Annotated in this window: 13 protein-coding genes; 2 read left to right on the top strand and 11 right to left on the bottom strand. The window is 69.5% G+C overall.

Annotated elements, in window-relative coordinates:
• Positions 1-13 precede the first annotated feature (13 nt).
• The 9 genes from G3580_RS17320 to G3580_RS17280 all read right to left on the bottom strand — a co-directional run bounded on the left by G3580_RS17320 (position 14) and on the right by G3580_RS17280 (position 17,162).
• Complete coding sequence (locus G3580_RS17320; RefSeq protein ID WP_173767610.1) at positions 14-3,040, bottom strand: EAL domain-containing protein; 3,027 nt, start codon at positions 3,038-3,040, stop codon at positions 14-16.
• Entirely contained in the window at positions 3,037-4,185 is a 1,149-nt protein-coding gene (locus G3580_RS17315) for an FIST N-terminal domain-containing protein (protein ID WP_173767609.1), read from the bottom strand. Before G3580_RS17315 ends, G3580_RS17320 begins: the two co-directional genes overlap by 4 nt.
• Before the next feature lie 185 nt (positions 4,186-4,370).
• A complete protein-coding gene (locus tag G3580_RS17310; RefSeq protein WP_173767607.1) occupies positions 4,371-6,263 on the bottom strand; it encodes a sensor histidine kinase in 1,893 nt (630 codons plus the stop codon).
• Positions 6,264-6,268: 5 nt separating this feature from the next.
• Positions 6,269-8,512, bottom strand: coding sequence for a putative bifunctional diguanylate cyclase/phosphodiesterase (locus tag G3580_RS17305; protein ID WP_173767605.1), 2,244 nt, complete (start codon positions 8,510-8,512; stop codon positions 6,269-6,271).
• A 208-nt stretch (positions 8,513-8,720) separates the two neighbouring features.
• Positions 8,721-10,190 carry a c-type cytochrome gene (locus tag G3580_RS17300; protein WP_228720703.1) on the bottom strand — a complete coding sequence of 490 codons (1,470 nt, stop codon included), beginning with the start codon at positions 10,188-10,190 and terminating at the stop codon, positions 8,721-8,723.
• Positions 10,191-10,261: 71 nt separating this feature from the next.
• Positions 10,262-11,773 carry a c-type cytochrome gene (locus tag G3580_RS17295; RefSeq protein WP_173767603.1) on the bottom strand — a complete coding sequence of 504 codons (1,512 nt, stop codon included), beginning with the start codon at positions 11,771-11,773 and terminating at the stop codon, positions 10,262-10,264.
• Positions 11,763-13,706 (bottom strand): hypothetical protein, encoded by a 1,944-nt coding sequence (locus G3580_RS17290; protein ID WP_173767601.1) that lies wholly within the window; start codon positions 13,704-13,706, stop codon positions 11,763-11,765. Before G3580_RS17290 ends, G3580_RS17295 begins: the two co-directional genes overlap by 11 nt.
• A gap of 17 nt (positions 13,707-13,723) precedes the next feature.
• Positions 13,724-14,623 carry a hypothetical protein gene (locus tag G3580_RS17285; RefSeq protein WP_173767600.1) on the bottom strand — a complete coding sequence of 300 codons (900 nt, stop codon included), beginning with the start codon at positions 14,621-14,623 and terminating at the stop codon, positions 13,724-13,726.
• A gap of 13 nt (positions 14,624-14,636) precedes the next feature.
• On the bottom strand, positions 14,637-17,162 hold the full coding sequence (locus G3580_RS17280) for a cytochrome c family protein (protein WP_228720702.1): 2,526 nt from the start codon (positions 17,160-17,162) through the stop codon (positions 14,637-14,639).
• A 276-nt stretch (positions 17,163-17,438) separates the two neighbouring features.
• On the opposite strand from G3580_RS17280, the gene G3580_RS17275 reads away from it, so the two are divergent.
• Complete coding sequence (locus G3580_RS17275) at positions 17,439-17,900, top strand: Cif family virulence factor (RefSeq protein WP_173767598.1); 462 nt, start codon at positions 17,439-17,441, stop codon at positions 17,898-17,900.
• Between the two features lie 66 nt (positions 17,901-17,966).
• Here the strand turns inward: G3580_RS17275 and G3580_RS17270 are convergent, their stop codons facing one another.
• Positions 17,967-18,752 (bottom strand): NAD(P)H-dependent oxidoreductase, encoded by a 786-nt coding sequence (locus tag G3580_RS17270; RefSeq protein ID WP_173767596.1) that lies wholly within the window; start codon positions 18,750-18,752, stop codon positions 17,967-17,969.
• An 87-nt stretch (positions 18,753-18,839) separates the two neighbouring features.
• Here G3580_RS17270 and G3580_RS17265 point away from each other — a divergent pair, with 87 nt between their 5' ends.
• On the top strand, positions 18,840-19,736 hold the full coding sequence (locus tag G3580_RS17265; protein WP_173767594.1) for a LysR family transcriptional regulator: 897 nt from the start codon (positions 18,840-18,842) through the stop codon (positions 19,734-19,736).
• An 82-nt stretch (positions 19,737-19,818) separates the two neighbouring features.
• Here G3580_RS17265 and G3580_RS17260 read toward each other — a convergent pair whose 3' ends face one another.
• Positions 19,819-21,327, bottom strand: a complete 1,509-nt coding sequence (locus G3580_RS17260; protein WP_173767592.1) for a protein adenylyltransferase SelO — start codon at positions 21,325-21,327, stop codon at positions 19,819-19,821.
• Positions 21,328-21,342: the final 15 nt, after the last annotated feature.

Raw genomic sequence — 21,342 nt, 5'->3', positions numbered from 1 at the left:
TGTCCGGCAGGTTTCAGTCCGGCGGGTGCGCGAGCAGGGGAAGCACCTCGCTGGCCCGGCGCGGCGGGCTGATGTGGAAGCCCTGGACCAGATCGCAGCCGCAGCGCGCCACGAAGTCGAACTGCAACGCATTCTCCACGCCCTCGGCCACGCACCGCATGCCCAGGACGCGGGAAATGTCGGCCACCATGCGCACGATGGCGCGGTCCTCCTCGCTGGTTTCCACCTTGGCGATGAAGGAGCGGTCGATCTTGAGCTTGTCGGCCTTGAAGCGCGACAGGTAAGAGAGGCTGGAGTAGCCGGTGCCGAAGTCGTCGATGGCCACCGAGGAGCCGATGTGCTTGAGGTCGGCGATGATCTCGCGCACGGTGTTGCTGTCCTGCATCAGGATCGACTCGGTCAGTTCGATGGTGATGACGTCGGTGCCGATGCCGGCGTCGCGGGTGCAGCGCATGAGCAGGTCCACGATATCGGTGCGGTAGATCTGCAATCCGGAGACATTGACCGCGATCCGCAGCGGATGGCCGGCGTCGCGCCAGCGCCGCGCCTGCTGGCAGGCTTCGGCCATGACCCACTCGCCGATGGGGACCACGAGGCCGGTTTCCTCGGCGACGGGGATGAACTCCGCCGGAGAGATGGCCTGTCCGCCGTGCTGCCAGCGCAGCAGGGCCTCGACGCTGCTGAAGCGCTGGTCGGCCACCCGGGCGACGGGCTGGTAGGCCAGCGTGAAGGCGTTCTCGGCCAGGGCGCGGTGCAGGGCGTTGACCATCTCCAGCCGTTGCGTGGCCGCTTCGTTCATCTCCTGGCGGAAGAAGGCGTAGGCGCCGCGTCCCTGTTCCTTGGCGCGGTACATGGCGGTGTCGGCGCGCTGCAGCAGGGTGTCGAAGTCGCTGCCATCCATGGGCACCATGGCGATGCCGATGGACGCGCTGGTGGTGAGCGAGCGGTCGCCGATGCGTACCGGGGTCTTGAGGGCGTCGATGATCTTGTCGGCGATGCGGGCGGCGTCGCCGGGCTCGTCGATCTCGTTGACCAGGATGACGAACTCGTCGCCGCCGAGCCGGCTGATGGTGTCGGCCTCGCGCAGCACCTGGCGCAGGCGCTTGACGACGGCGACCAGCAGCTGGTCGCCGGCCTGGTGGCCGAGCGAGTCGTTGATGCGTTTGAAGTGGTCCAGGTCGAGGAACATGAAGCCCATCGCGCGCCCGGTGCGCTTGCGCTTCTCGAGCGCGTGGGTGAAGCGGTCGCGCAGCAGCAGACGGTTGGGCAGGCCGGTCAGGTGGTCGTGCTCGGCCAGCGCCTGAATGCGCTCCTCGGCCTGCTTGCGCGCGGTCACGTCCTCGAAGGCGGCGACGAAGTTGGTGATCTTGCCCTGCTCGTCGAACACCGCGGCGATCGACAGCCACTTGGGATAGACCTGCCCGTTCTTGCGCCGGTCCCACACTTCGCCGCTCCAGTGGCCGAACTGGATCAGGCGCTTCCACATGTCGGCGTAGAAGTCGTCGTCGTGGCGACCCGACTTGAGCACCCGCGGAGTCTGCCCGATCACCTCCTCGGGCCGGAAGCCGCTGATGCGGGTGAAGGCGGCGTTCACATCGACGATGATGCCCTTGTCGTCGGTCACCAGCAGGGCTTCGGCGCAGTGCTCGAACACTTTCTGGGCGAGCAGCAGCTTCTGCTGGTGTTCGCGCCGTTCGGTGAGGTCGGCGAACACCCAGATGGAGCCGGCGTGGGGGTCGTCCGCATGCAGCGGGCGGCCGACCCGGTGACACCAGATCGGGCTGCCGTCGCGGCGCCGGTGCCAGCCGGTGCGGTCGCTGAAGCCGTGTTCGAGCAGGTCCTGGTAGATGGTCGCGCCCTGCTCGCGCCAGTCGTCCTCGCCTTCGTAGATTACGGCGGTGCGCTGGCCGATGAGCTCGCTCGCCGAATCCCAGCCGAACATGGCGGCGAAGCGCGAGTTGCAGTTGATGATCTCGCGTCCGCGCACATGGGCGATGCCCACGTGGGCATTCTCGAAGATCAGCCGCATCTCGTCGAGCAGGCCCTGGATGCGGGCCTCCTGGCGGCGCTTGTCGGTGATGTCGCTGACGGTGATGACGCGGCCGCCGTCGGGCAGGCCGACGCTGCGCAGGTTGAGGAAGCGCGCGTCGGGCAGGACCAGTTCGCAGGGCACGGCGGCGTCGCAGCATTCCGAGGTGTCGCACTGCTTGCTGTGCCGGATGCAGGGGGCGCTGCCGATGTGCGGCAGCTGCTCGCAGGTCATGCCGATGTGCACCGGGGCGTGGTCGAGAATCTCCTCGAGGCGCCGGTTCCATGCCGCCACGCGACCGCCGGCGTCGAGCACCAGCACGCCCTGTTCGAGGTTGTCCAGGGTGGTCTGCAGCAGCAGGGCCTGGGCGGCCTGCTCGCGCTCGCGGCGCAGGCTCTCGCGGGCCTTGATGTCGCTGATGTCGGTGTAGGTGCCGACGATGCCGCCGTCGGGCGTGGGCTGCTCGGAGATGCGCAGCCAGCGGTCGGCGGGCAGTTCGATTTCGTCGCTGGCGGCGCGGCCCGCGCGCGCGGCCTGGTGCAGTGCCTGCCAGCGCTGCGCCCAGGGGCTGTTGGCCAGCCCTTCGATCATTTCGGCGAAGGTCTGTCCGAGCTCGGGGTGCACCATGTCGGCGAACACCTGCTGCAGCACCGGGTTGCGCAGAATCAGGGCATCGTCCTCGTCGAACAGGGCGAAGCCGTCGGAGCTGCTGCGCAGGGCGGCGGACAGGCGTGCCCGCGCCGCCTCGGAGACCCGGCGTTCATGGTCGAGCGCGGCGTTCAGGCCGCGCAGGGTGTCGAGCGCCCGGGCCAGCTCGGTGGTGCGTTGTTCGACCTGCTCGCCGAGCACCACCGCCTTCTCGAAGAAGCTGTAGTCCGGGTTCTGCGCGTCCATGCCGCGCTCGACGCGGTCCATGAGCACGCGGATGATCTTGTCGCGGCGGGCCAGCTCCTGCTGGACCGAGCCGGTCACCGCGATGCGGTCGGGGGTGGCGGGCGGGTGCTGGCTCATGCGGGCGCGCCGTCGTCGCGTGGGGGGGCGAAGGCGATCGCGGTGAAGGTCTGGTTCACATGCACGCCGCGATACAGCTCGCCGTAGCTGGCCAGGCCGGCCACATGGCGTTCCCTGAGGAAGGCCGAGACCGCCTCACGGGTGCCGCGCTGGCCGAATTCGAGCCGCCGCAGGATGCAGTCGCAAGCCAGCACCATGTCGAGCGTGCCGATCCGCGCTTCGCACTCGGCCAGGCTCTCGGACAGGGTGCGCAGCGGATCGGTGCCGGTGGCCAGGGTCAGCACGATGCCTTCCTCGATGGCGCAGTAGAAGCTCAGGCTGCCGTCCGCGTTCACCTTCTGGATCGAGCGCACATGTTCGGCGCCGCCCACGCGCACGAGCACCGGATAGGCGGCGAAGGCCATGGGGTCGAGTTCGGTGAGGGAGACGCCGGCAAGGCGGGCGTATTCCTCCGCCGCCGGCAGGCCGTTGATCTCGGTCACGATGCGTTCGGCCGGCCGCGCGCCGGTGACCACCATGCGCACGTCGCTGCGGATCACGTGCTGGGACTTGAACAGCTGGAAGGGGCGGCGGGTGCGCACCAGTGCCACTACCGAGGCATCGCTGGCGATGTCGCCTTCGTGGAGGATGCGGGTGCGCACGAACTGCAGCCCGTCGCCGGCCGAGCCGCCGATCAGCGGGATCTGCCCGATCAGGGCCTGCACCGCGTGGCCGACGGCTTCTTCCCGGCGCGACAGGCCGTCGATCAGGGTGAACGCGAAGGTGCCGCCGTCGTGCTCGTGGGCCGGTGCGATCCGGGTCATGGCCGCTTCGAGGGCGTAGCGCCAGGCGGGCATGTCGAGGTCGGCGAGGTGGTCGACCTTGACCGTGGCGACGGTGAAGTCGTCCGCGGGCAGCGCGATGGCGACGATGGATTCTTCCTGATAACCGGCAGGGCCGATCTCGCCGGCGGTCGAGCAGCCGATCAGCCGGGTATGCTCGGGCAGCCCCGCGCGCAGGGCCTGCGCCAGCACGGGTGCGTCGTAGCGATTGGCAAAGAACACGACGACCAGCGCATCATTGCGGCCGGACAGTTGCCGGAGGATGTTCTCCACCGCAGCGCGCGTCGACGGCTCCCCGGAAGTGGCAACCTGGATTGTGCCCACGTGCTCTCCTCACGCCGATACCGGCTGTTCCCCTGGTCGCATCGGGCTCGTTGGACCGATGTCGCATCTGTTTTTGAGTAGCCATACTACCTTAGTGGTAACGGTATGGTAAGAGACCGGCTTTAGGGCGAATTTCGCCATACGGCGCGGTATGCAGGCGTTTACAGGGCGGCTCGGGGCGAGATTCAGGCGTCGGTGGTGGCGCCGCTCCGGGTATCCGGATCGGGTCCGGACGGTGCGCCCGCCGGGGCCGTGAGCGGAATGCGCAGGCACATCTCGGTGCCCGGTGCGCCCGGCGGCGTGACCAGGGTCAGCGAGCCGCCGAGCAGGTGTTCGGCGATCTGCTGGCAGATGTGCAGCCCCAGGCCGGTGCCGCCCAAGTGGCGGCCGGTGGTGTAGAACGGGTCCCAGATGTGTTCCCGGTCGGCCTCGGGGATGCCGCGACCGTTGTCACTGACCGTGATCACGGCCTGCTCGCCGTCGCGCCGGGCGCGGATGACGATGTCGCCGCCGGTCTCCTCCGGATAGGCGTAGCGCTCGGCGTTGGCCACCAGGTTCTGGATGACCTGCCCCAGCGGGCCGGGGTAGCTGTCCAGCGCGATGCCGGCAGGCACCTCGGTGACGATCCGGATCCGCTCCCGTCGGGCGTCGCCGCGCATCAGGGTGACCAGGGCGCTGATCACGCCGGCCAGCTCGAAGCGCTGCCGTTCCGCCGTGGCCCGCTCTGCCGCGACCCGCTTGAATTCGGTGATCAGGGTCGAGGTGCGCGCCAGGTTCGCGCTGAGCAGGTCCAGCCCCCCGGAGGTGCGCTCAAGGTAGCCGGTGACATCGGATTCGCGCAGGCCGGCCGCATAGGCCCGGCGCAGGGTGTCGAGCTGTGCATGGAGCGCGTCGCGATTGAGCATGGCGCTGCCGAGCGGGGTGTTCAGTTCGTGAGCGACGCCGGCCACCAGCAGGCCCAGGGAGGCCAGCTTTTCGCTGCGTACCCGGTCGTCCAGGGAGGTCTGCAATTGCGCCAGGGAGCGGTTGAGCGCCATGTTGGCCTTGGCGAGTCGCGCCGAGGTGCGGGCGTGGCGCGCGTGGGAGTTGGCCAGCGAGATCGCCAGCAGGGTGAGGATCAGCAGCGTGCCGCCGGCGATGGGCAGCACGAAGTCCCGCTGGGTGCCGCGGATCCCGGCGATGGCAGTGTGGGGGAGCTGGTCGGCGATGTACCAGGTCGGGGCGTAGGGGGTGTTGGCGTCACCCGGGTGGAAGCGGATGAAGTACCACAGGCCCGACGCTGTCATGAACTGACCCGAGTTGCCCGGTGCCGCCCGCATGGCCTGCCACGCGGCGGGATGACGGTGGCCCATGTCGCGCTTCGGCTCGCCCCGGGCAAAGGCGAAGGCGTCTTGCGGGTCGGGGGCATGGAGCCATTGGCCACGGTCGTTGAGCAGGTGCAGGCGCGCGCCGCCCATGCGTGCGAAGTTGGCCAGGACCGCGCCGGCATCGAGATTGAGCACCGCGACCCCCGGGGCGGCCATGGAGTCGTCGACGACCCGGGCGGCGATGCGCAGGGTCGGCCGGATGGGGATCTCGACCCGACCGTGCTCGATGTTGGCATCCAGGGGCGAGAGGTAGATGTCGTCGGGCGACAGGGTGCGGGTGATGCTGCAGTAGGGGCGTCCGGACTTGTCCTGCAGCTGCGCGTCGGGCACGCGGACGGGTCCCGCCTCGGGGTCGGCGTCGAGGCGGACGCGTTCGTGGCAGCCGTCGTCGAGAAAGCGCACCTGCATGTAGTCGGGATGGGCGATCATGAAGTCGCGGAACAGCCCGGCGAGCCGGTCCGCCGCCGCGGCGGGGGGCAGTTGCGTCAGGGTCGAGGCGGTGACCTGGCGGATGAAGCGGATATCCGCCTGCAGTTGCTTGGCGGCCGTGCGCAGGGTGTTGGCCACCAGCCCGAGGCGCTCGACCTGGTCGCGTCCGGCACGTTCGAGTTCGGTCGTGACACGCGCCTCGTACACCAGGTAGGCGGCCGCGGGAATCAGCAGCCACCAGGGCAGCAGATAGCCGAGCAGGGCACGGATGCGGTAGCGCATCGGGCTCAGGCCGCAGCGCCGGCCGCGCCGCAAAAGTCGATCAGGGCCTCCAGCGGCATCGGGCGGGCGTACAGCCAGCCTTGCCCGATGTGGCAACCATGGGCCGTGAGCCACTCGGCCTGGGCGGCGGTCTCGACCCCTTCGGCGATGACGGTGGCGTCGATGGAGCGGGCCAGGTCGAGGATCAGGCGGACCAGTTGGCGACCACGTTCGTCATGCTCGAGGCGGGCGACGAAGACCTGGTCGATCTTCAGGCGGTCGGCCGGGAGCTGGTAGACGTATTCCAGCGAGGAGAAGCCGGTGCCGAAATCGTCGATGGCCACCGTGTTGCCGCCGTCCCGGTAGCGGCTCAGCGCCTGCGAGACATGAGCGAAGTTGTCCATGGCCGTGGTCTCGGTCACTTCCACTTCGAGGCGCCCCGGCGCGATGCCGGCGGCCGCGCAGGTCTCGAGGAGCCCGGGGATCAGGTTCGGGTCCTCGAACTGGCGTGCCGACAGATTGATGCTCAGCACCAGATGCGCCAGCCCCGCCGCGGCGAGCCGGTCGAGGGCCTGGCAGGCCTGACGCAGCACCAGATCGCCGATGGCATGGATGTAGGAGGATTTCTCGGCGATCGGGATGAACTCGGACGGTGGAATCAGCCCTTCGTCGGTACGCCAGCGCAACAGCGCCTCGGCCCCGACCACGCGCCCGCTCGCCATGTCCACCTGCGGCTGGAACTGCAGGAACAGGGCCTCGCGGCGCAGATCCTGGCCCAGCCGCGACATGAGGGCGAAACGATGGCCGGCGGCCTGTTCGATGTGGGGGTCGTAGGCGATCCGGCTGCCGGGCCCCTGCAGTTTGGCATGGTGCAGCATGCCCCAGCCGGCGCGCAGCAACTCGGCCGGATCGCCGTCGATGGCGTCGAGCGCGATTTCCATGACGCAGGCGGTGAGGCGGTAGCGTTCGTCGTCGATCTCGAGTGGTTCGTCGAACACCTGCGCCGCCCGCGCCATGGTGACCTGCGCCGCCGGGCCGACGATGCCGAACACGTCGGAGCTGATGCGCGCGACCACCGCCGGGGCCGGAAAGCGTTGCTGCAGCGGGGCCACGAGCGCGCGCAGGATGCGATTGCCCAACTCGACCCCGAAGGCGTCGTTGAGGCCGGCGAAGTTGTCCAGGTCGAGCAGCACCAGGTGGTGCTCATGGCCCTCGCCCTGCAGGCGGCGTGTTTCGATCTCGCGCAACAGGGCGCCCCGGTTCGGGATGTGCAGCAACTCGTCCTCGTAGGCCATGCGGTCGAGACGGCTGATCAGGGCGACGTTGCCGAAGCCCTTGGAGGCGTTGGCGGCGAAGACTTTCACCAGCTCGCGCTCGGTGCGCTCGAGCGGCCGCCCGGAGGCGATGTAGATGACGTAGTCGGACAGGGCGAGCTGGCGCGGCACGAAGATGAGCTGGAAATCCGTGCCGGCCACGTCGGTGCGGCGTGCGAGCACCTCGCGGATCCGTGCGGCGACGGGGGCCTCGGGCAGATGGTCGATCGCCTGGTGCAGGAACGGGGTGAAGCGCCCGGCGGCGCCGATGACCATCGGCGAGGCCGGTACGGTGCGCTCCTGCGCGCGGGCCTCCACGCAGACGATGCCGTCGGGCGGCACGCCGAGCAACTGCGCCAGCTCCACCAGCGCCGCCTCGGCCAGCTGGGCGACCGAGCGGGCCGCGGCGAAGTGGTTGCTGGCCTCGAGGATCATCTGCAGCCCGCGACGGGCCGCCGATACCTCGGCCAGATGGTCGTAGGCGCGAATGGCGGCGGTGAGGATGTTCTTGAGGCCACGGTGGCTCAGGTCGGACTTGAGGCAGTAGTCGGACAGATCCAGGGTTTCCAGCACGGCTTCGGCCGGTGCGAACCCGGGTTGCCCGGTCAGCATCACGATGCGCGGCTCCTGCAGCCCGAGGGTGTCGCGGATGGCTTTGACCAGGCGGATGCCGGCGTCGTCGGTTTCCATCACCACGTCCACCAGGATGACCGCGAAATCGCGATCGCGGGCCAGCAGGCGGGCGGCCTCGGAGAGCGAAGCGACGGTGATCAGCTCGACCGGGCGGCCGAGGATGCGCATGTCGCGCACCGCAAAGCTCAGGGCCTGGCGGAAGTCAAGGTCGTCGTCGGCGGAGAGGATGCGCCACGGGCGTGCTTCCGGGGGGGCGTGATCGGGGGGCGCAGCCTCGGCGCGGAAGCGGATGCGATCTGCGGCGCCTTTGTCCTCGTGTGGCATGGTGACTCTTCCTGGGCGGACCTGCGTTGAAGCGAGTGTGACGTGTCGGGGATGATGCTGGCAGGTCTTGCTCGAACTGCTCTCATTCTCTGTCAAGAAGGACGGACGCTTGCGCCGGATCTTGAGTCAGTGGTCGGTCACCCCAAAAGGGTTGCCCGATCAGCGTAAGTCATTATGCGCCGGAATGGCCGCGCCGCGCGCTCAGGGTTCATAGCGTTTTCATATATTCGATCAGGGCATCCTTGTCGGATGGCGACAGACCGGTGCCGAATTCGTGCCCGCCGTTGCCGCCGCCCTTGAGGCGGGTGTCGTGCAGGGTGCCCTCGTACTCGGCTTCCGCGCCCGAGGTGACGAAGCCCACGTTCACCGGATCGTAGAGGTTGTAGCCGCGCCAGAAGGTGACCGGGCGTTCGGCGGCCGGCTTGAGCAGGTCGCGCAGGGTGGGCACCGAGCCGTTGTGCAGGTAGGGCGCGCGCAGCCAGATGCCGTCGAGGAAGGCGGCCACGTAGCCGCGCAGCGGCGCCTCGACCAGGCCCTCGCGCTCGATGCCCATGTCGCGCACCACCTGGTTGGCCTCGGCGGCGGCTTTCGCGTTCCAGGTGTCCATGCGGTCGCGGCTGGTGCCCACCTCCTCGACCGGGACCACGGTGCCGGTGCGCGCGCTGGCATGGCAGCGGGCGCAGGTGGCGTCGAACACCGCTTTGCCCTGCGCGGCCAGCGCGTCATCGATGGGGAAGGGGTATTTCGGCGCGCGCGCGGCCTTGAGGTAGTCGAGCATCCAGTCCATGGTCTTGAGGAAGCGGTCCTTGTCCTTGGGCGGCGCGCCGAGCAGGCCGAGGGCGGAGTCGATGACCACCGAGCGGGCGTTGTGGCTGTCGCCGGCGAAGTTCATCAGCGCGCCCTGGTCCTCGTGGTACTTGCCCAGGTTCCAGATCGAGGGCATGTCGGTGGGGCCGAAGCTGTCGTCCATGGGCCAGCGGATCATGAAGTACTTGGTCAGGTTCATGGCGTCGTCACGGCCGCGTCCCCAGTCGGGAAACTCCGGGTAGTAGAGCCAGGCGAACTGCTGCTCGCGCGCCATCAGGCGCTGCTTGGTGAGGGGGATGAGCAGGTAGCGGTAGATGAGCGCATCGTCCCAGGACAGGTCGGTGACCAGGTTGATCTCGCGCATGAGCACGTCGGCGTTGAAGCGCGGATCCTTGGCGCAGTCGACCAGGAAGCGGAAGAAGGCGGCCAGGTTGAGGGTGTGGTTGGGGCCGGTGGGCACGAACACCGGGTTGCTGTCCACGCTGGTGCGGTAGCTGGCGGTGTGGCACACCGCGCAGGTGTTGGCCACCCGGGCGAAACCGATGGTCTTCTTGGTGAAGCCCACCGGCAGCTCCATGCCCTGCTCCCAGGCGACGCCGAAGCTGGCGTAACCGCCCGGGCCGGGCAGCTTGTCGGGGAACACCCGGGGCAGCACGTAGAAGATCCAGTAGGGGATGCCGGCGTCGTTCTCGGCGCCGATGGAGCCGTACTTGAAGCGCATGTCCGGGTTGGAGGTGATCCAGTCGGGCTGGGGCACCTCGCGGAAGAATTTCATCCAGCCATAGACCCCGGCCGCCGCCCCGAAGACGACGAGCAGACCCAGGATGGCAAGGCACTTGCGGCAGCGTGGGGAGCAGGTCGTCGTGCTCATGAGTCGGCCCCTGAACAAGTCGCCCGGACCGGGCTACGTTCTTGCGTTACGGCGTTCATGGTCATGGGCCCTCAAAACGTCTTCAGGTATTCGACGACGGCGTCCTTGTCCGCGTCCGGCAGCTCGGTGCCGTAGGCGGTGCCCTCGTGACCGCCGTTGCCGTTGCCGGGCAGGCGGGTGTCGTAGAAGAAGTACTTGTGGCCGGCCTCCTCGGCCACGTTCGACACCCAGCCGACCTTGTCGCGGTCGATGATGTCGTCGCCACGGTAGAAGCTCACGGGGCGGTTCGCGGCCGGTTCGAGCAGGTCGCGCAGGGAGGGCACCGAGCCGTTGTGCAGATAGGGGCCGCGCAGCCAGATGCCGTCCAGCGGCATGTTGGCGTAGCCGAAGGTCTTGCGGAAATGGGTGAAGCGCCACGGGTAGCCGGCGTAGAGCGTGGCCTGGTTCACCGCCAGCGTGTAGGTGTAGGAATCGAGCCGGGCGCGGTCGGTGCCGATCTGGCCGATGGGGGTCACATGGCCCACCTGCGCGCCCGAGAAGTCGCGTCCGCTGGCGCCGTGGCAGGCGGCGCAGTACTCGCCATAGACGGCCTTGCCCCGCGCCGCCTTGGCGGTGTCGATGGCGTAGGGCCATGCGGGCGGTTCGAGGCCGAGCAGCCAGTCCTGAATGCGGCCGATGGCACGCAGGTCGATGGTAGGCGGGGTGGTGCCGGTGCCGAAGGCGGCGCTCTTGTTACGCTCCTCGGTGTGGGTGTTGTTGCCGTCCCAGTGCAGCTCCATGCGCTGGCCGTCGTCGCGCTTCATGCGCGGCCCCTGCAGCCAGATGGAGGGGAAGTCGGAGGCGCCCAGTAGTTCCTTCTTCGGCAGCTGGTGCATGGGAAAGTTGAACAGCACCTTGGCCGAGTTGAAGGTGTCCACCCGGCCCGGCCCCCAGTCGGGCTGGTCGAAGGCGAAGCTGAAGCGGTCACGGAGCATCAGCAGGCGCTCGCGCATCAGGCTGATGGCCACCGGATAGACCACATAGCGGTCGAGGGGGGAGAGGCCGCCGGCGGCCGCCTCGATCTGCGGCACGATGAACTCGCTGCGGAACTTGGCGCTCGCGGCGCAGTTGAAGAAGAAACTTTCGAAGCCCTTGATGTCCATGCGCTGCGCCGGCATGCCGAGAATCAGGCGCGGCGCGGCGCCCGGGGTGTCGCGCACGGTGCTGGTGTGGCACACCGCGCAGTTGAGGAAGACCCGGTCGATGCCCAGGTTGAAGCGCTTGGAGACGCCCACCGGCAGGTCGCGGCCGGGCTCGTAGATGAAGCCCAGCGACCGGTAGCCCTCGCCGGGCAGGTATTCCGGGCACACCTTGGGCAGCACCTTCCAGATCCAGTAGGGAAAGCCGGATTCGCGCTCGCCGCCGGTGGAGCCGTACTTGAAGTGCATGTCGATGGGCGGGTAGGCGACCGGGATGTCGGCGGTGAACCGGCCCAGCGCATAGACGCCAGCGATCAGGGCCAGGACCCAGGGCAGCCACAGCAGCGTGCGCAGCAGGCCGTGCATGGGGCGGGTGGCGGATTCGTGCGGATGCTCATCGGCCATGGGAGGACTCCGGATCAACGGTGCAGGCGGGCAGGTCGGCGTAGGCGAGGCGGTCGAGCGCGGTGCGCGCGTCGGGCGCGAGGCGAGCGTTCAGCCAGGTGCGCAGGGCGTCCAGATCGCCGCAGGCGCGCAGGTCCTGCGCCGGGGGGGCGGCCGGCGGTGGCATGGGCACCTTCTCGCGCGCGCCGGCCGGGCGCTGCCACATGGCAAGGCGGCGCAGCATGCGTGGCGCGCAGGCGGTCAGCTGGCGCGTGACCGTCGCATCGTCGCCGCGCAGGAAGGCGGGCGGGAACGCCTCGGAGCCGGTGTGGCACATGGCGCAGCGGCGGTAGAAGGGCGCCAGGGCCGGGGGGCGGGCGCGGTGGCCGGTGTGTGCCCGCGTGACCGGCTCGGTGGCGGCGACCGGTGCCGGGGCCGGGCGGCCGAGGGCGCTCAGGAGCGGACCGATCAGGTTGGCGCGGCGCAGCGGCGCGTCGGCGAAGGCGTCGCTGCGGCCCGCGCGGGCGTCGTCGGCCAGGGCGTCGAGGGCCGCCTCCAGCGGCGCCAGATCGTCGGTGAACTCGGCGGCCTCCGCGCCCGCGTCGAGGCGCAGGCGGCTCAGGGCGTGGCCGTCGGCGCGGCGCGGGCGCTGGCCGATCGGCGCGAAGCCCGCGTCGGTCGCCTGCACCGTGACCGGCGGTGTGGCGCGGCCGTCGAGCACCAGCCGGTCGATCGCCAGCCGCGGGCCGCTCAAGCGCGCCTGCAGATGCAGCCGTGCGCCGGCCCGGCAGTCGAGGTTGATGCGCGCGCCTCGGGGCGTGCGCTGGCAGCTCAGGCGCTGGCGGTCGGTCGCGCCGGGGCGGGTGCGCAGGGCCGCGTCGAGGCTGCGCACGTCGGTGGCGGAGATGAACTGGCCGAGGGCGTGGAACAGGCGGGCCGGGGTGTCCGGTGCGCTCAGCGCCCAGTGTTCGCGCGGCGGGCGCAGGGCGAGCGGATCGAAGGGCGCGGCCACGTCGGCCAGATGGTGCAGGGTGGCCGGGTCGGTGGCCACCGGCGCGCCGGGGGAGTCGGCGGCGAAGAGCCGGCGGTCGGGGATGTCCGGGTCCGGAATCGGCAGGCCCTCGGCCCAGTCGTGGCGCCAGTGACGGCGCAGCGGGGCGAGGGCGGGGTCGCGCGCCAGCGCCTCGGTGTCGGGCACGCCGCGCAGGCGGGCGAGCAGCGCGCGCTGGAACAGGGCGCGGCGACAGGCGATGGCGGCGCTCGGGTCGGCGTCGGCACAGCCTTGGCGCCACACCCGCTGGGCGACCGGCAGCAGGTTGGCGCGCTCGGTGGCCGCGTCGATGGCCTGGGGCACGTCCACGCCATGGCGCCAGGGCAGGCCGTCGAAGTCGCGGCCGGTGCGCGCGAGCAGGCGCGCGATGACCGGGTTGGCGCTGGTCTCGTCCCAGCCCGGGCGCGAGAAGATGGGGGCGTGGTTCTGGTGGCAGGCCAGGCACAGGCCGCGGTTGCCCGGGCGCAGCCGGGGGGTGGCGCCGGCGCGGTAGTCGTCCACGATCTGGAACTCGAAGCGTCCGCTGCCCGGGTGATAGCTGATCACCTCGAGCAGGCCGGCGGCGGGGCTGTAGCCCAGGTAGAGTCGGTCCTTGAGCAGCGGCGCGCGGGCATCGCTCGGCTCGCCGGTGACCGCGATCACGGCGCGCGGCAGCGCGAAGGCATGGGCGTCGCCGGCGGCATGGCGCTGCAGCGAGCGCCCGATGGGGATCAGCACCACGCGCAGGCCGTCACGACCCGTCGCCAGCTGGCCGGCGATGCGCGCGAGCAGGGCGTCGAGCGGAAAGGGCACGGTCGTCGCGCCGGCGCCGAGGGCCACCTGCTCGAACAGGGTACCGCCCGGCGCGGCCTGCGCACCGAGCGGCACAAGGAGGAGCAGGAAAAAGACGGGGGTCCAGGCCATGGCGATACCGAACCGGCTCAGCCCGACGTGGCGGTGATGATCTTGCGCAGCTGGGAGCCGCCCCAGCAGTCTTCCGGCACCCGGCCGGTCTTCATGAAGTCGGCTTTGCCGGCCTCGGCGATGGCGTCGTTGTAGAGCACGAAATTCACCACGAAACTGCGGTCCAGATAGGCGCGGCCCAGGTAGAAGCCCGGCCGCACCATGCGGATCTCGTCGCGGATGGCGAAGCCGTCGCGCCCGGCCATCATGTCGGGCATCTTGCGGTAGCCGGGCAGCTGGTCGGTGAAGGCATAGTCGATGATGATGGACTCGCGCCGGCTGTCGAGCAGGCTCTGGCCGCAGTACAGGCGCGCGGGGAACAGCAGCCACTGGTCATGGCCGTTCACCTCGATCTTCTGGAGCGGGTTGTCGTCGCTCTCCTCGACCAGGCCGAGGGTCTTGAGCGGGCCCAGGTCCTCGATGCGGTTGCGCAGCAGCCGCTGGTCGCGATAGAAGACCTTGCCCTTCCACAGGATCTCGCCCATGAGATCGAGCTTCTTGACCCCCACGTCCACCAGCAGGCCGCGCAGCTTGCCCCCGGCGATCTCGGACAGACGCGACTTGCCGCTGGCGCCCTTGGGGAAGAACAGGTCGCCCTCGAAGGGGCCGTCGGGAATCGGGCCGGCGCTCAGGCGCGCGTAGATCTGGTCCACCTGCTCCTGGTCGAGCAGGGCGAGGTTCTTGGGCGTGATCTTGTACAGGTCGGCCACCGAGAGCGGGTGGTCGTACTCCAACTGGGCGAAATCGGGCTTGGCGCTGTAGGACTCGCCCCAGGGCGCGAAGGGGACGTCCGGTGCGGTGCGGTCCTCCTTGCTGCCGCAGGCGGCGAGCAGGGCGAGGCTCATGAGGACGAGGACGCTGTGCGTGAGTCGATTCATGGCGGTCTCCCCCTTACAGCGTGGCCAGGAAGGCGGTCAGCGCCTTCTTGTCGGCCTCGGACAGGTCCTCGCCGAAGCGGTGGCCGGCGTTCTCGACCTCGGCGAAACACGAGCTGTAGATCTTCTTCACCAGATAGGGCCGCTTCTTGAGCGCCTCGATGAGTCCGTTGGGCTGGCGGGTGACCTCCTCGGTGATGCCCTTGAGGTCGGCGAGGATGCGCTTGCCCTCTTGTTCACCCCACTGCGCGACGAGCCGCTTTTCGACTTCCGCGGGCTTGAACTTGGCCTGCACCAGATCGACCACGAAGGCCTTGTGCTGGAAGTTGCCGAGGGTGCCGGCATTGACGCCACGGCCGTCGATCGTGGCCGGGATGGTGAGCGAGAAGCCGAGCAGCTTCTCCTTGTCGGTGCCGTCCCACAGGCGCGGGCCGATGCGCAGAGTCACGTCCTCGTTGAGCAGGGTGACCTTGGGCATGCGCTGGTCGGGATGGAGCAGGGCGTCCACGCTGGCCTTGAACAGGTCGTAGCGCCCGGTCACGCTCGGGTCGTAGGCCCAGCAGGCCGGCTGCTTCTCGGGGGGCAGCAGGGACAGGTCCCTGGCGTCCACATAACGCGGGCGCATGGCGTAGAAGGCGTTGGCCTTGTTGGCCGGCTGGCCGCACAGCTCGGGGCCGATGGCGTTGTTGTGCATGAAGGGGGCGTGCGCCCACAGGTTGAGCAGCGAGATGTTGCGGTAGTAGCCGCGCCCGCCGTCGGACGGTTCCTTCACGTTGGGGTCGGGCGGCCGGGCGCGCAGGGTCTCGGAGCCGAACTGGGCCCAGATGTGCCCGCTCATGTGGTTCGAATGCAGCGCGCGGCAGCGGAAGGTGCCCACCTCGGAGACCAGGGTGGCCTGGTCGTTGCCCATCCAGTCGGCGCGCAGGCCGCTCTTGGGATCGGTCTTGTGGAAGTCGATGGCGTCGAAGTTGCCGGCGGCGGCTTCGGGCGAGCTGGAGTGGCAGCGCGCGCAGGTCTGCTTGAAGATCTGCTCGCCCCGGGCCACCGCGCCGTCGCCGAACTCGGCGTTCAGGTCGGCGATCAGGTCCTGGTCCGAATACTCGGCGGTGGGAGAGATCTTGCGCAGTTCATGCTCGCGCGCCTCGCGCAGGTCGGTGGCGCGCGCCTCGGCGGACATGAAGAAGTCGAGCACGTTGTCCAGCCGGTCCTCGATGGCGCGGAAGTTCGGGCAGTCGCGCCGGCACTGGCCGATGTCGAAGGGTGTCTGGCCGAAGCCGCGCTGCTGCGGATCGAGCTGGCGCAGGTCGGAGAGGTGGTTCATCCAGCACGCTTCCGAACAGGAGCCGATGTTGAAGTACACCCGCTGGATCGCCCCGAGGGCACCGATGGAGTCCTCGCCGCCCTTGAGGATGTGATGCACGGTCTCGGTCTGGAGGGATTTTTCCCAGCACTTGCCCTCGCGCCCCGGTTCGCACCAGCACACCGCCTCGGGCTGGCCCTCGCAGGCGCGGGTCTTGTGCCAGCGCAGCACCTGTTCGCCCGCGAACACCGGGCGCTGCGGGATGTTGATGAGGGCGTTGATGGTGCCGGGATTGTTCACCTGGTCGTTGGGGATCGCCGAGGTGTCGGTGGTGCCCGGCCGCGCATGGGCGAACATCTGCCATTCCAGGGTGTTGGTGGCCATGCCCGAGACCATGATCTCGGAGATGCGCGAATACTGGTTGCCCTGCAGGCCCTTGATGTTCTCCCAGGCCGGATGGGCCGGATCCTTGGGTGGATTGAGCGGATCGAAGGCGATGTGGCAGGAGCCGCAGGCGGTGCCGATCAGGAAGGGCGGCTCGACGCTGCCGTCCATGAGCCGGCTTTTGGCCGGCTCGCCCGAACCGCCGGCGGCCGGAATGGGCTTGGCGTAACCCGCCCAGCTGCCGGCGCGGCCGTTGAGCGCGATCCACTGGTCGCGATCGAAGCGCGGGTTGGGAAACTTGCGAAAGCCCAGCGCCCCGGCCGAGGTGCCGAACGCGAGATCACAGGCGCTCTGGCGCTGGTCCTCGGGCCCGTGCGGGTCGCCCGCCTTCAGCGCGGCGTCCTTGAAGTCGCAGGCCGGATCGCGATAGCCCGGCTTGCCCACGTACTTGAGCAGTTCCGCGTCGCCCGGGCACCAGTCGAAGCCGTAGGTCTCATCCAGGCTCTTGGCCGGACAGTTCGGATCGCCCGGGGTGCAGCAGCCCGGGTCGTTGATCACGCCCCAGGCACGGAAACGGTCGTCGCGCTGGTCGGAGCGCAGCACCCGGAACCAGTCGATGAGCACCCCCATGCGCTGCTGGAACACGTAGGTGTTGAAGCGGTCGTTGCCGGCGGTGGCCTTGAACCAGATCAGGCGCCCGGCACACTGGGAGGCATCGAGCCCCTCGCGGGCGCAGGCGGCGTAGTAGGGGGCGTCCTGTGCCTGGATCGGCGCGTCGGCGGCTGTGTCGGCCCCGGCGGGCGCGGGCAGGACGAGCGCCATCGCCATGGCAACGACAGCCAGCATCGGACGGAACATGATGACTCTCCGCGAGGGTTGAGAGGAGCGTCCGGCGTGTGTGGCGCCTGTGGCGATTCGCCGACCCGAATGCGGGCCGCGTCGATCCTGGAGCGCCTTCGGTTGCGGGTCTGGGCCCCTGTGCCGAATTCCCGGTATCGTATGTTTCCGGTGTAGCACGCCTGCCCTGAAAGCCAAGCGTCATGTGAATTTGTGCACTTGCGGCTATGACATCCGCGTCGGGTATTTCCGGCGCGCCGGTGTCTGCCCGGGTGACGGCGCAATCGGGAGTTCGGAATGCCTTTTCTTTCCATGCGATGCCCGTGGCGACACGGCCTGGTCATCGTGCTGCTGTTCTTCTGCGCGGCCTGCACCCGAACGCCGCCGGAAGAGGCCATCCGCGCCGAGGTCGCGGCCATTCAGTCGGCTCTGGCCGAGCACGACAATGGCGGCGTGCGCGCCCGTCTGGCCGCCGATTTCCAGGGCGGCTCCAGCGAGGCGCCGACACGGCTCGACCCGGCGGGCGTCCGGCGCCTGCTCGCCGGCTATTTCCTGCGCTACCCGCACATCGGCGTGGTCGTCACCGGCCTCACCGTCACCCCGCTCGCCCACGACCCCACCCAGGCCTGGAGCGAGGCCTCCGTGCTGCTCACCGGCGCCGAGGGGCTGATCCCGGAGACCGGGCGCATCTACCACGTGCGCGGCCTGTGGCGGCAGACGGAGGGGGATTGGCGGCTGGTGCGGCTGACGTGGGAGTAGCGGGGCGGGCCGACGCCGGGGTGCTGGAGCCCGGTCAGCGGAGCTTCGGCGTGTGTGCGACGCGGATTACCCGTTCGGATGAATGTGAATGCCAAACCCCTCCCCGCCCGGAGAAAACTCGGGGCGCAGGGTCAGTTCCGGGATGTTGTAATCGCCGGCGTTTTGCCTGCGGAACGCAATCGCCGGGGTGCTCCAGAGCGCGTCCAGACGTTCGCCCAGCGCGTCGCAGGTCTGCGCGAAGCCGAGTGCGTCAATCTTGCCGGTTCGGTAGATCACGTGCGGCGGGAGCACGTCGAAGCCGGGGTAGAACAGGACGCCGTGCTGGATCGGAAACAGGATGTCGTCGATCGGGCCGTTGATGCCGCGGGGTGCGTAGTGCGACGCCCAGCCGCCGGTCGTGACCACCAGCATGGCGCGCTTGCCCGACAGGCTGCCCTCGCCGTAGCGGTCGCCCCAATGGGTGTCGGAGTGCTCGCCCACGCCATAGGCGAAGCCGCAGGCGTAGACCCGGTCCACCCAGCCCTTGAGGATGGCCGGCATCGAGAACCACCAGAGGGGAAACTGCACGATGACGGCATCGGCCCAGCGTAGCTTGTCCTGCTCGCCTGCGATGTCGGCGCTTTGCGTGCCGTTCCTGTATGCCTGCATGGAATCGGCCGAGGCGTCGAAGCGCGCGTCCGTCCGTGGCGCCGAATTGTCGCTCGCATCGAGCGTCGCCTTCCAGTCCATGGCGTACAGATCGGACACCTGCACCGTGTGGCCTGCCTGCGCCAGGCGTCGGATGGCGTAGTCCTTGAGAGCCCCGTTCAAGGATCGGGGCTCGGGGTGGGCATAGACGAGAAGAACATTCATTGGGGGCGTGCTCCGTTGGAAAGTACGGTCACTATGGGTCGCCTCCCGGTATATTGAAAATGACTTTCCAGAATGGCTGGTATTGGTATGGACAATTCCCTGAGGCGGCTCGATCTCAATCTGCTGGTGACCCTCGACGCCTTGCTGGTCGAGCACAACGTGACCCGCGCGGCCGAGCGCTTGCATCTGTCGCAGCCCACCGTCAGTTCGCAGCTCGCCCGCCTGCGGCACTTCTTCGCCGATCCGCTGCTCCTGCCGGGGCCGCGCGGCATGCGGCCAACCGCACGAGCGGACGAACTGCGCGAACCACTCCGCCAGGCATTGGGCGCGTTGGCCCAGGCGGTGGCGCCAAGCACGCCCTTTGAGCCCGAGCGGTCGTCCCAGACGTGGCGGGCCGCGGCATTCGACTACGGCGAATTCACGGTCCTGCTGCCCGCCCTGTCCGGCCTGCGCCGGGCGGCGCCCGGGACACGCCTGGCCGTGGTTCAGACGGCCCCGGCGCTCGTCGCCAAAAAGGCGGCGCAGGGGGAGATCGATCTGGCCTTCCTGATCGATGGCGAAGCGCCGCCAAACCTGCGTCGCCGGATCCTGTTCGAGGAGCGTTACGTGCTGGCCGCGCGCGCTGGCCATCCACACGTGAAGGGGCGACCGACCCGGGCCCAGTTCTGCAAGCTCGACCATGTGATCGTGTCCCCGGATGGCGGGGGATTTCGGGGGGTGACCGATGCGGTGCTGGCCGAGTCGGGCCTGAGGCGCCGGGTTGCCCTGTCCGTGCCCCACTTCCTGTTTCTGTGTGCGGTGCTCGAAGGGTCCGATCTCGTCGCGATGGTGCCGTCCCGATTGGTGCGCGGCAACGACAGGCTCCAGGTGGTCGAGCCGCCGCTGGAGGTGCCGGGCTTCGAGATGCTCATGCTATGGCCCGATCGGATCCATCGCGACCCGGCGCACCAATGGTTGCGCGATCACATTGCCGAATCGATGTGAGCCTTGGGCGTTCGTGTCGGACCGAACGACGATGCAGCATCCGCCGGACAGTGCCGCGTTGCCAGCCCTCTAGGCCACCCCCTCAACTCGAACAGCTCACCTCCAGCCCGTCCGCCCAGTCGGGTGGTGGCGCCGCGAAGCGTTCGTATTCCGGTTGCTCGTCGAAGGGACGGCGCAGGCAGGCGTGCACCGCGTGGAATTCGCCCATGTCGCCGGCCTGGGCGGCGCGGATGGCGCTTTCGGCGACCCAGTTGCGCAGCACGTACTTGGGGTTGACCGCGTGCATGGCCGCCTGGCGTTCGGCGTCAGGGCGGGTGTCGCCGGCGAGTCGTTCGCGCCAGCGGGCGAGCCAGGCGTCGGCGGCGTCGCGGTCGGCGAAGCGGTCGCGCACCGGGGCGTCGTCCTCGGGCCGGGTGGCCTCGCGGCGCAGGGTGGCCAGGGCGCGGAAGAAGCCGGTGTAGTCCACCGTGTTCTCCTGCATCACCTCGTAGAGCGCGGTGATCAGCTCGGCGTCCTCGGCGCGGGCGTCGGGCAGGCCCAGCTTGGCGCCCATGCGCTCGATGAAGGCGCGGTTGTAGGTGTCGACGAAGGGTGCCTCGATGGCGGCCTTCAGCGCCTCCGGGTCTTCGATGAGCGGCATCAGGGCGTGGCCGAGCGCCTGCAGGTTCCAGATCGCCACATGGGGCTGGTGGCTGAAGCGGTAGCGGCCGGCGGTGTCCGAGTGGTTGCAGATGTGGCCGGCGCGGAACGCGTCCATGAAGCCGAAGGGGCCGTAGTCGATGGTGAGGCCGAGGATGGACATGTTGTCGGTGTTCATGACCCCGTGCATGAAGCCCACCGCCTGCCACTGCGCCATCAGCGCGGCGGTGCGCCGGCTGACCTCGGCCAGCATCGCCCGGACCGGGTGGGCGTCCTCGCGGCAGGCGGGGTAGAAGCGGTCGATCACGTAGTCGGCGAGGGTCTGCAGGGCGTCCACGTCGGTGGCGGCGGCCCAGTGTTCGAAGGAGCCGAAGCGCACGAAGCTGGGCGACATGCGGGTGACGACGGCGGCCGTCTCCAGGGTCTCGCGCTGCACCGGCTCGTGGGAGCCGACCAGCGCCAGCGCGCGGGTGGTGGGGATGCCCAGCGCGGCCATGGCCTCGGAGCAGAGGAACTCGCGGATCGAGGAGCGCAGCACCGCGCGCCCGTCACCCATGCGCGAGTAGGGGGTGCGCCCGCCGCCCTTGAGCTGCAGCTCCCAGGGGCCGTCGGCGGTGGCCACCTCGCCGAGCAGGTGGGCACGCCCGTCGCCGAGCTGGCCGGCCCAGACGCCGAACTGGTGGCCGGAATACACCGCCGCCAGGGTCTCGCCGCCGGGCAGGGGCTGGTTGCCGGCGAAGGCCTCAACGAATTCGGGCCGGCGCACCTCGTCCGCATGCAGGCCGATGAGCGCGGCGGCCTCGTCGCTCACCGCGAGCAGCTGCGGTTCGGGCAGGCCCCAGGGCGCCAGGCGCGTGTAGAAGCGTGCCGGCAGGCGGGCGAAGCTGTTGTCGAAGGGCAGGGCATCGAGCCGGTGAGGGCGGTCGAGGCCGGGTCGGGTCGGGGTATCCATGGGCTTCCGTTGGGT

The organism is Nitrogeniibacter mangrovi (genome assembly GCF_010983895.1).
GTDB lineage: Bacteria > Pseudomonadota > Gammaproteobacteria > Burkholderiales > Rhodocyclaceae > Nitrogeniibacter > Nitrogeniibacter mangrovi.
The sequence above is the reverse complement of the archived record's forward strand: the minus strand, read 5'-3'. Positions and strand labels throughout refer to the sequence as shown.